General features: G+C 56.0%; 1 protein-coding gene. It reads right to left on the bottom strand.

Translation table 11 applies throughout. The features are described 5' to 3' along the window. Window positions 1-10 precede the first annotated feature (10 nt). Window positions 11-268 (bottom strand): photosystem II manganese-stabilizing polypeptide (psbO, locus tag D2V08_RS18235; RefSeq protein WP_220473372.1); only part of this gene is annotated, 258 nt, incomplete at its 5' end.

The following is a 268-nucleotide window of genomic DNA, read 5'->3' as shown; positions in this document are numbered from 1 at the left end:
ATGATTAAATCTACTCAAGCTGAGCATACCAGACGCCGGTGATCTTAACATCTTTGGGAGCCTTGGATCCCAGATCAGTATCAGACGGCTGAATGCTCTCGAAAACTCCGATGACCTCTCCGGTCTCCGGCTTACTGTTGGTCACACTCAACGTTATCTTCCCCGTCGAAGAGGCCACGTTCTTGTTGTTCTCCTTCGCCAGCTCCTCCTCATCCCCACGCCCTCCGGCCGGCAACGCCACCGCGTTGTCGTACCCGGTCGACCCTCC

It is taken from the genome of Flagellimonas lutimaris (assembly GCF_003581615.1).
GTDB lineage: Bacteria > Bacteroidota > Bacteroidia > Flavobacteriales > Flavobacteriaceae > Flagellimonas > Flagellimonas lutimaris.
This window is presented reverse-complemented; position numbering and strand designations above follow the sequence as displayed.